The sequence below is a fragment of the Exiguobacterium sp. A1_3_1 genome, from assembly GCF_048985645.1.
Classification (GTDB): Bacteria; Bacillota; Bacilli; order Exiguobacteriales; family Exiguobacteriaceae; genus Exiguobacterium_A; species Exiguobacterium_A indicum.
Map to the genome: position 1 here is coordinate 1 of NZ_WBYY01000140.1, position 8,905 is coordinate 8,905.

The window sequence follows — 8,905 nt, forward strand, 5'->3', positions numbered from 1 at the left end:
TTGTATCTACAGCGTACCGGAAGCGGCATCGGTCGGTTTGACGGAAGACGAAGCGAAACGTGCCGGAATGGACGTTAAGGTCGGAAGCTTCTCGTTCAACGGATTAGGGAAAGCGCGGATCGAAGGAGAGGCGGCAGGCTTCATCAAGCTCGTCTCCGATGCGAAGACAGATGATCTCGTCGGCGTTCACATCGTCGGACCAAAAGCAACGGAACTAATCAGTGAAGGTGGATTAGCGCTCGTACTCAATGCAACGGCATGGGAAGTCGGACAGCTCGTGCATCCGCACCCGGCCTTGTCAGAAGCATTCGGAGAAGCAGCACTTGCAGTCGACGGACTTGCGGTTCACGCCTAAGGAGGAATTACGGATGGAAAAAATAGAATTCAAAGAATTAGTAGAACTCGGATTAACGGAACAGGACGCGATTCAGATGTTCGAAACGATGGTCCGTGCGCGGAAGATCGATGAACGGATGTGGAAGTTGAACCGAGCAGGTAAAATTCCCTTCCTCGTCTCATGTCAAGGACAAGAAGCGGCTCAAGTCGGTGCAGCGTTCGCCCTTGAAAAAGGAACGGACTACATTTTGCCGTATTACCGTGATTTAGGCGTCGTCTTACACTTCGGTCAAACGTCGCGCGATATCATGCTGTCGGCATTCGCAAAGGCAGAAGATCCGAACTCAGGTGGTCGTCAAATGCCAGGACACTACGGTTCACGTGCCTTGAATATCGTCACGGGTTCAAGTCCGGTTACGACACAAGTCCCACATGCTGTCGGGATCGCACTTGCTGCGAAGATGCGTAAGGAACCACTCGTTGCTTACGTCTCGTTCGGAGAGGGCTCTTCAAACCAAGGAGACTTTCATGAAGGGGCGAACTTCGCCGGAATTCACAAGCTTCCGGTCATCTTGTTCTGTGAAAACAATAAATACGCGATCTCGACACCACTTTCGAAACAGTTGTCGGCGAAACACGTCGCTGATCGGGCAATCGGCTACGGAATGCCTGGCTATACGGTAGATGGCATCGATCCACTCGCTGTCTACAAAGTCGTCAAGGAAGCACGTGAGCGCGGATTACGGGGAGAAGGTCCGACCTTGATCGAAGTTGAAGTCGAACGCCTCGTGCCACACTCATCCGATGATGACGATAAATCGTACCGTTCTGCTGAAGAACTCGATGCCTTAAAAGCACGTGACGGGATCAAACTCTTCCGTGCGCGTTTGATTGAAATGGGCGTCCTGACGGAAGAATCAGCGACTGAAATCGAACAAGCGATGGAGAAAGAAGTCGACGAAGCAACGGCTTATGCGGAAGCAGCAGCTTACGATGCGCCAGAAAATGCATTACGTTACGTGTACGACGAGGAGGAAACGAAATGACGACGTTAAGTTTAATCGAAGCGATCAATAGTGCAATCAAAGAAGAGATGGAACGCGACGAGTCCGTCTTCATCCTCGGCGAAGACGTCGGTGTCCGTGGTGGTGTTTTCCGGGCGACCCAAGGATTGCTCGAACAATTCGGAGAAGAACGTGTCATCGATGCACCACTCGCTGAGAGTGCGATTGCCGGTGTCGGAATTGGAGCTGCGATGTACGGCATGCGTCCGATTGCTGAAATGCAATTCGCTGACTTCATCATGCCAGCGGTCAACCAAATCGTCAGTGAAGCAGCGAAGATTCGGTACCGTTCGAACAATGACTGGACGTGTCCGATCGTCATCCGCGCACCGTTCGGCGGTGGTATTCACGGGGCACTTTATCATTCTCAGTCGGTCGAAGCGATGTTCAACTCGACGCCTGGTCTGAAAATTGTCATCCCATCGAATCCATATGACGCAAAAGGATTGCTAAAGGCAGCGATTCGTTCGAATGATCCGGTCTTGTTCTTTGAGCACAAACGAGGCTATCGTCTGTTAAAAGGGGATGTTCCTGAAGGCGACTATACGGTCGAAATCGGTAAAGCAGACGTCAAGCGTGAGGGCGAAGACGTGACGATCATCACTTATGGGCTATGTGTTCATATGGCACTTGAGGCAGCAACACGCCTTGAAAAAGACGGAATCGATGTCCACATCCTTGACTTGCGGACCGTCTATCCAATCGACCGCGAAGCAGTCGTCGAAGCAGCGAAAAAGACGGGGAAAGTCTTGCTCGTCACGGAAGACAATAAAGAAGGTAGCGTCATGAGTGAAGTGTCGGCGATCATTGCAGAAGAAGCATTGTTCGATCTCGATGCACCAATCGAACGACTCTGTGGTCCAGACGTCCCAGCGATGCCATACGCTCCGACGATGGAGAAGTTCTTCAACATCTCAAGCGAGAAAATTGAAGATAAAATCCGGACGTTACACGCATACTAAGGGGGAACTGACCGATGAAGACTGAAACACTTACGATGCCACAACTCGGGGAAAGTGTTACTGAAGGAACGATTTCGATGTGGCTCGTCAAACCGGGCGATACTGTCAAAAAATATGATCCGATTGCAGAAGTCATTACCGATAAGGTAACGGCAGAAGTCCCATCTTCGTTTGATGGTGTGATTGAAAAACTACTTGCAGAAGAAGGCGATACGTTGCAAGTCGGTGACGCGATCGTCACGATGCAAGTCAGCGGCGGATCAACGGAAGTCGCGGCGACCGAACAAGAAGTGCCAGCTGTCGAAGAGACGACGTCGGCTGATACATCGATGAAAAAACGCTATTCACCAGCGGTCTTGAAATTATCAGGCGAACACGGCATTGATCTCGAACAAGTGACGGGTACGGGAGCGGGCGGCCGGATTACCCGGAAAGATCTCTTGAAACTGATCGAGTCTGGATCGATCTCGACACCACAAGCAACGGAACCAAAACCGGAAGCGCAAGCGGCTCCGGTAGCGCCTCCGGCAGAAGCACCACCCGCACCAAAACGTCCGGTCATTGCACCACAACCGACGGAAACGGGCGACATCGAGATTCCGACTGCCGGTGTGCGTCAAGCAATCGCTTCGAACATGGTTCGCGCGAAGCACGAAGCGCCACATGCTTGGTTGATGATCGAAGTCGATGTCACGAACTTGGTCGAAGCACGTAATCGTCATAAAGATGCGTTCTTCAAACAAGAAGGGGTCAAATTGACGTTCTTACCATTCTTCATGAAGGCGACAGTCGAAGGATTGAAGAAACATCCAATCATGAACTCGACATGGGCGGGAGATAAGATCATTCAAAAGAAAGCGATCAACCTATCACTTGCTGTCGCGACGCAGGACGCTCTGTTCGTACCAGTCGTCAAGAATGCGGATGAACTAAGCATCAAGGGGATTGCACGCGCGATTGATGACTTCGGGAAACGGGCACAAGCCGGCACGTTGTCGTCTGCAGAGATGCAGGGCGGGACGTTTACGGTTAACAATACGGGCTCATTCGGTTCAATCCAATCAGCACCGATCCTTAACTTCCCGCAGGCGGCGATTCTATCCGTTGAATCAATCGTTAAACGTCCAGTTTGGGTGAACGGCATGTTTGCAGCACGCGACATGGTCAACCTCTGTATGTCGATCGACCACCGGGTGCTCGACGGACTCGTTGCCGGACAGTTCCTACAAACTGTCAAACAAGCGCTCGAATCGATTGATCCGAACCAACTTTCCTTATACTGAGTTTTTCCAGTTGACAGGGAAGAAGAAGCATCGTAATATAAGAATCAATTCAACACACGATAGCAAAGACGAAGAGAAGTAACTTGTGAAACGATTCAAGAGAGCTGATGGGTGGTGCGAATCAGTATCGGGCAACAAGCGAATGGCCTTCTGAGCTTCAGACCGAATCCCTTCAATGGGTAGTAGGCTCTGACGGGTTCCTCCCGTTATCGGGGTCGACGAATCAGGACAACGGTCCGGTTCGTTTCAAAGGGGACGGTGTCAGCATCGTCAACGAAGGTGGTACCGCGGGTCTTCCCGTCCTTCATGTTCTACATGAATGGGCGAGAAGACCCTTTTCGTATACAATCGAATCGAACAAATCGTAGAGTGAGTTAAGTAGCGAGACAACATCGGCGTTTCAGAGAGCGGAAGAATGGTGCGACTTCCGTACGGCGAGGTTTCGTGAATGGTCTCATGAGAGCGTGGCTGAACGAAGAAGTAGGTCGCGACGGATGCCCCCGTTATCGTAGGCTATGATGTCTCTTATTAGACGCATCAGACAGAGTGGGAACGGTCGAACCGTTCCAATCGAGAGGTGGCACCGCGAGATAATCGTCCTCCATGCAGCATACGCTGTGTGGGGGACTTTTTTATATTCCAGGAGGCGAACAGGGATGGTTCAGACAGACACACTTATTATCGAACAACTTGAACTAAACGGCGACGAGATGACGCCAATCATGATTTTTCAACAACTGAGCGGAACACAGAAATGTTTGCTTGAAAGTTCTGCGCATACGGATCAAGGACGGTATTCGATCATCGGTGTTGATCCGGTGGAGATGATTCGCGCAGAGGGACGGACCGTGACGCGGGAACAGTTGACGACAGGTCTATTGACGCAGGAAACGGGTGATCCAGTACGACTGATGCAACAGATGATCCTCCGGGGTGGAGTTGAAGAAGACCTTCCGTTTTTAGCGGGTGGGATCGGATATGTCGGTTACGACATGATGCGCGCCTATGAAACGCTTGGTGATATTCCAGAGCGAACGAGGCAACTACCGGACGCGCTACTCGCCGTATACGACCAAATCATCCTGTTCGATCATCTCGAACATCGTGTTCATTTGATTCAGACGTCACTTGGTGGCATCACTGATCGTGACGTCTTACGTCAACGTCTAGCAGAGCGGAAAGCGCAACTTGAGCAACCACGGGAGCGAACGGACATCGAGCGTCCACTCCGGGATGTCGTCTATGAACCGTTAATGGATCAAGAGACGTTTGAAGGACTCGTCGAACAAGCGAAGAGACACATCCGCCAAGGCGACGTCTTCCAGCTCGTGCTCTCACAACGTCTCGATGCGACGTTCTCAGGTGACCCGTTCCAATTTTACCGGAAGCTCCGCAAGGACAATCCAAGCCCATACCTCTTCTATATCGACTTAGGCGAAGCGATCGTACTCGGGGCCTCCCCGGAAAGTTTAGTCCAAGTCAAAGGGAATCGAGTGACGACGAATCCGATTGCCGGTACACGCCGCCGGGGGAAGACGAAAGAGGAGGACGAACGACTGGCAGAGGAGTTACTTCACGATGAGAAAGAACGGGCCGAGCACCGGATGCTTGTCGATCTTGGACGCAACGACCTCGGTCGGATTTGTCAGATTGGTACCGTCGAGGTGACGCGATTCATGCAAATCGAGCGCTTCAAGAATGTCATGCACCTCGTTTCTGTCGTTGAAGGAACGTTAGCGGACGGAAAGACCGGCGCAGACGCACTCGTCTCTTGTCTACCGGCAGGGACGGTCACGGGAGCTCCGAAAATCCGAGCGATGCAGTTGATCGACCAGTACGAGCAGGTGAAACGAGAAGTATATGCTGGGGCTGTCGGCTATTTCGATGTTCGGGGGAATATGGATTTTGCCCTCGCTATCCGGACGATGGTGATCAAGGATGGTGTCGCCTCTGTGCAAGCAGGTGCTGGCATCGTCTACGATTCGATTCCACGCCTCGAGTACCAGGAGACGTTACACAAAGCGAAATCACTACTGGAGGTTTGGAAATGATCGTCCTAATTGATAACTATGATTCCTTTACCTATAACCTATACCAATACGCATCCGTTTACACAGACGTTCACGTCATTCGAAACGATGCGGTCAGCATAGAAGAACTCCGCGAGATGAAACCAAACGGCATCATCCTCTCACCCGGTCCCGGTCGCCCGGCTGATGCTGGCATCTGCATCGATCTCATTCGTCAATTATCGGGTCAAGTACCAATTCTCGGTGTCTGCCTCGGACATCAGGCAATCGGCGAAGCATTCGGAGGAAACGTCGTCGAAGCACCGGTCATCATGCACGGGAAGACATCGATGATTCGACAATCGGGACAACTCTTCGACGACATGACGGAAACGTTAGAGGTCATGCGCTATCATTCGCTGATCGTCGCTCGAAACGACTTACCGACGGAGCTCGTCATCACGGCAGAAACGGATGACCGGACGATCATGGCACTCGAGCACCGGACGCATCCGACCTTCGGAATCCAGTTCCATCCTGAATCTGTCGGAACACCACAAGGACAGCAGATGATTAAACGATTCATTGAATTGACAAAGGAGTGACGAACGATGAAAGAGACGTTATTGAAATTAGCAGAAGCAAAACATTTACGATATGAAGAAATGCAACAGGCAGCACGCGAACTGTTTGCGGAAGACGTGACCGATAGCGAAATTGCCGCTTTTCTCGTCGCCCTGAAAGCAAAAGGGGAGACTGCAGAAGAATTAGCCGGTCTCGCTTCGATCATGCGCGAGGTCGCCCTCGACATTCCGGTCACCGGCGATTTCATGGATAACTGCGGCACGGGAGGCGACGGCTCACAATCGTTCAACATCAGTACGACAGCCGCCTTCGTTCTGGCAGGTGCCGGCATGAAAGTCGCGAAGCACGGGAATCGGAGTGTCTCGAGTAAAACGGGCAGCGCTGATGTGCTCGAAGCACTCGGGGTTTCGCTCGATGCGACACCGGAACGTTTAGCAGAACAGCTCGAGTCGAACGGAATCGCCTTCTTGTTTGCGCAACGGATGCACCCACGCGTCAAGCAAATCATGAAGGTCCGACGCGATCTGCGGATTCCAACGATCTTTAACTTGATCGGGCCGTTGACGAATCCGGTCCCGCTCAAGACACAACTATTAGGAATTTACCGGGAGGATATGCTCGAGACGATGGCGTTGACATTGCATCGACTCGGGCGGAAGCGAGCAATCGTCTTACATGGTGCGAATGGAATGGATGAAGCATCCCTTGCCGGAACGAACCAACTCGTCTTACTCGACGAAGGTGAGCTGATTCGCTTCAGTCTTCACCCGGAGGAAGTCGGACTGAAGACCGCACCGCTTGAAGCAATTCGCGGAGGTAGTGCACAAGAGAATGCGGCGATTTTACTCCGTGTTCTTGGTGGAGAGCATGGTGCTTATCGCGACACGGTTCTACTCAATGCGGGAATTGCTCTCTTTGCAGCAAATCGGGCGAAGACGATCGAAGAAGGGATCGCCTTAGCAGCAGATAGCATCGACTCAGGACGGGCGATGAAACGATTGAACCAATTACGACAAATGACACGGGAGGAAGCAATCGGATGAATATCTTAGATCGCATCATCGAAACGAAACGGACAGAAGTCCTGCAATTAAAATTAACTGGTGTCGAACGGATCAGTCGGGAGGCATTGAAGCCGTCGATTAAGCAACGACTAGCCGGAGCGGATTTATCCGTCATCGCGGAAATTAAACGAGCTTCGCCATCAAAAGGGGCCATCGCACTCGACGTCGACGTCATCGCTCAGGCCAAACAATATGAAGCGAGTGGGGCGACTGTCATCTCTGTCTTGACGGACGAGACGTACTTCAAAGGATCGATGGACGATTTAGCGGCAGTCGCTGCAGCAGTCGACATCCCGGTGCTTTGTAAGGATTTCATGATTGATCGGATTCAAATTGACCGGGCAAAAGCACATGGGGCACGGTTGATTCTCCTGATTGTCGCCGCTCTCGAGCAGGAGACGCTTGCTGACTTGTATGCATATGCTTACGCGGAAGGACTTGAGGTCTTAGTCGAAGTCCATGACGAAAAGGAGTTACGCCGGGCAGAGGCGATCGGTGCGCAAATCATTGGCATCAACAACCGGAACTTGAAAAAGTTCGAAGTCGATTTACAGACATCGGTCGGATTACTCGAACAAAAACAACCGGACGTCCGGTATATCAGCGAGAGTGGCATCAAGACAGTCGAGGAAGCACAGCGATTACACGCTGCCGGTGCAGACGGGATCCTCGTCGGTGAGACGTTGATGCGGGCAGACGATCCACAAGTCTTCATTCGAGAAGTGAGTGGCGTTCGCGTATGACACGGATTAAGTTCTGTGGTCTCCGGGAAAGAGAACATGTCGAAGCGGCAGTTCGCTTAGCGGACTACATCGGCTTCGTCTTTGCTAAAAGCAAACGACAGGTCACGCTAGAAGAGGCGGCGCGTCTTAGACGCGACATTCCGAGTACGGTCCAGGTCGTCGGTGTCTTCGTCTCCCCGACCTATCAGCAGGTGACCAACGCCGTCGAACAAGTCGCGCTAGATCTCGTCCAAATTCATGGTGTCATTCCGGACGGAGAGATACCAGTTCCCGTCATTCAAGCGATTCCGGTGACGGACATCGCAGAAATAGAGCAACAGACGGAGTATTTGCTCGTCGACGCACCGGTTGCTGGAAGTGGCGAGACATTCGACTGGTCACAAGACATTCAAGCCGATCGTCCACTATTCATTGCCGGTGGCTTGACAGCAGGAAACGTCGGAGAAGCAATCAAACGATATCACCCGTTCGCCGTCGATGTCTCAAGTGGCATCGAGACGGATGGACGGAAAGATCCCATCAAAATGCAGGCATTCGCAGATGCCGTAAAGGAGAGAGAAGCATGAGCTACGCACAACCGGATACACTCGGACAATACGGTAAATACGGAGGGCGCTACATCCCGGAAACATTGATGCACGCGGTGATCGAACTCGAAGAAGCTTACGCAACGGTAAAAGAAGATCCAGCGTTTCAAGCGCGGATGGACGAATTATTGAAAGAATACGTCGGACGTGAAACACCACTTTATTTTGCCGAACATTTGACGCAAACGATTGGTGGCGCAAAGATCTATTTGAAACGAGAAGACTTGAACCATACCGGTGCCCATAAAATCAACAATACGATCGGTCAAGCG

General features: G+C 51.7%; 8 protein-coding genes, 2 pseudogenes and 2 other annotated features. All 10 genes and pseudogenes read left to right on the forward strand.

The window, feature by feature from the left end:
- Positions 1 to 355 (forward strand): annotated as a pseudogene (locus F8N00_RS13625) (dihydrolipoyl dehydrogenase); the annotation flags it as partial.
- Between the two features lie 13 nt (positions 356 to 368).
- Entirely contained in the window at positions 369 to 1,382 is a 1,014-nt protein-coding gene (locus F8N00_RS13630; RefSeq protein WP_023467595.1) for a thiamine pyrophosphate-dependent dehydrogenase E1 component subunit alpha, read from the forward strand.
- Positions 1,379 to 2,362, forward strand: a complete 984-nt coding sequence (locus F8N00_RS13635) for an alpha-ketoacid dehydrogenase subunit beta (RefSeq protein WP_023467596.1) — start codon at positions 1,379 to 1,381, stop codon at positions 2,360 to 2,362. The genes F8N00_RS13630 and F8N00_RS13635 overlap by 4 nt, the downstream gene beginning before the upstream one ends.
- Before the next feature lie 14 nt (positions 2,363 to 2,376).
- On the forward strand, positions 2,377 to 3,645 hold the full coding sequence (locus F8N00_RS13640) for a dihydrolipoamide acetyltransferase family protein (protein WP_421018396.1): 1,269 nt from the start codon (positions 2,377 to 2,379) through the stop codon (positions 3,643 to 3,645).
- 56 nt (positions 3,646 to 3,701) lie between these two features.
- Positions 3,702 to 3,953: a binding site (T-box leader), on the forward strand.
- Between the two features lie 48 nt (positions 3,954 to 4,001).
- Positions 4,002 to 4,250: a binding site (T-box leader), on the forward strand.
- Positions 4,251 to 4,301: 51 nt separating this feature from the next.
- Complete coding sequence (gene trpE, locus F8N00_RS13645) at positions 4,302 to 5,696, forward strand: anthranilate synthase component I (protein WP_058265117.1); 1,395 nt, start codon at positions 4,302 to 4,304, stop codon at positions 5,694 to 5,696.
- Entirely contained in the window at positions 5,693 to 6,259 is a 567-nt protein-coding gene (locus tag F8N00_RS13650) for an anthranilate synthase component II (RefSeq protein ID WP_058265118.1), read from the forward strand. The genes trpE and F8N00_RS13650 overlap by 4 nt, the downstream gene beginning before the upstream one ends.
- 6 nt (positions 6,260 to 6,265) lie before the next feature.
- Complete coding sequence (gene trpD / locus F8N00_RS13655; protein WP_421018397.1) at positions 6,266 to 7,282, forward strand: anthranilate phosphoribosyltransferase; 1,017 nt, start codon at positions 6,266 to 6,268, stop codon at positions 7,280 to 7,282.
- On the forward strand, positions 7,279 to 8,046 hold the full coding sequence (gene trpC / locus F8N00_RS13660; RefSeq protein ID WP_421018398.1) for an indole-3-glycerol phosphate synthase TrpC: 768 nt from the start codon (positions 7,279 to 7,281) through the stop codon (positions 8,044 to 8,046). Before trpD ends, trpC begins: the two co-directional genes overlap by 4 nt.
- Positions 8,043 to 8,612, forward strand: coding sequence for a phosphoribosylanthranilate isomerase (locus F8N00_RS13665; RefSeq protein ID WP_421018399.1), 570 nt, complete (start codon positions 8,043 to 8,045; stop codon positions 8,610 to 8,612). Before trpC ends, F8N00_RS13665 begins: the two co-directional genes overlap by 4 nt.
- Positions 8,609 to 8,905, forward strand: a pseudogene (locus F8N00_RS13670) (tryptophan synthase subunit beta); the annotation flags it as partial. The gene F8N00_RS13665 and the pseudogene F8N00_RS13670, both read left to right, overlap by 4 nt.

Coding starts and splice junctions, on each gene's coding strand:
- F8N00_RS13630 (WP_023467595.1), top strand. CDS start 369: ATGGAAAAAATAGAATTCAAAGAATTAGTAGAACTCGGATTAACGGAA.
- F8N00_RS13635 (WP_023467596.1), top strand. CDS start 1,379: ATGACGACGTTAAGTTTAATCGAAGCGATCAATAGTGCAATCAAAGAA.
- F8N00_RS13640 (WP_421018396.1), top strand. CDS start 2,377: ATGAAGACTGAAACACTTACGATGCCACAACTCGGGGAAAGTGTTACT.
- trpD (WP_421018397.1), top strand. CDS start 6,266: ATGAAAGAGACGTTATTGAAATTAGCAGAAGCAAAACATTTACGATAT.
- trpC (WP_421018398.1), top strand. CDS start 7,279: ATGAATATCTTAGATCGCATCATCGAAACGAAACGGACAGAAGTCCTG.
- trpE (WP_058265117.1), top strand. CDS start 4,302: ATGGTTCAGACAGACACACTTATTATCGAACAACTTGAACTAAACGGC.
- F8N00_RS13650 (WP_058265118.1), top strand. CDS start 5,693: ATGATCGTCCTAATTGATAACTATGATTCCTTTACCTATAACCTATAC.
- F8N00_RS13665 (WP_421018399.1), top strand. CDS start 8,043: ATGACACGGATTAAGTTCTGTGGTCTCCGGGAAAGAGAACATGTCGAA.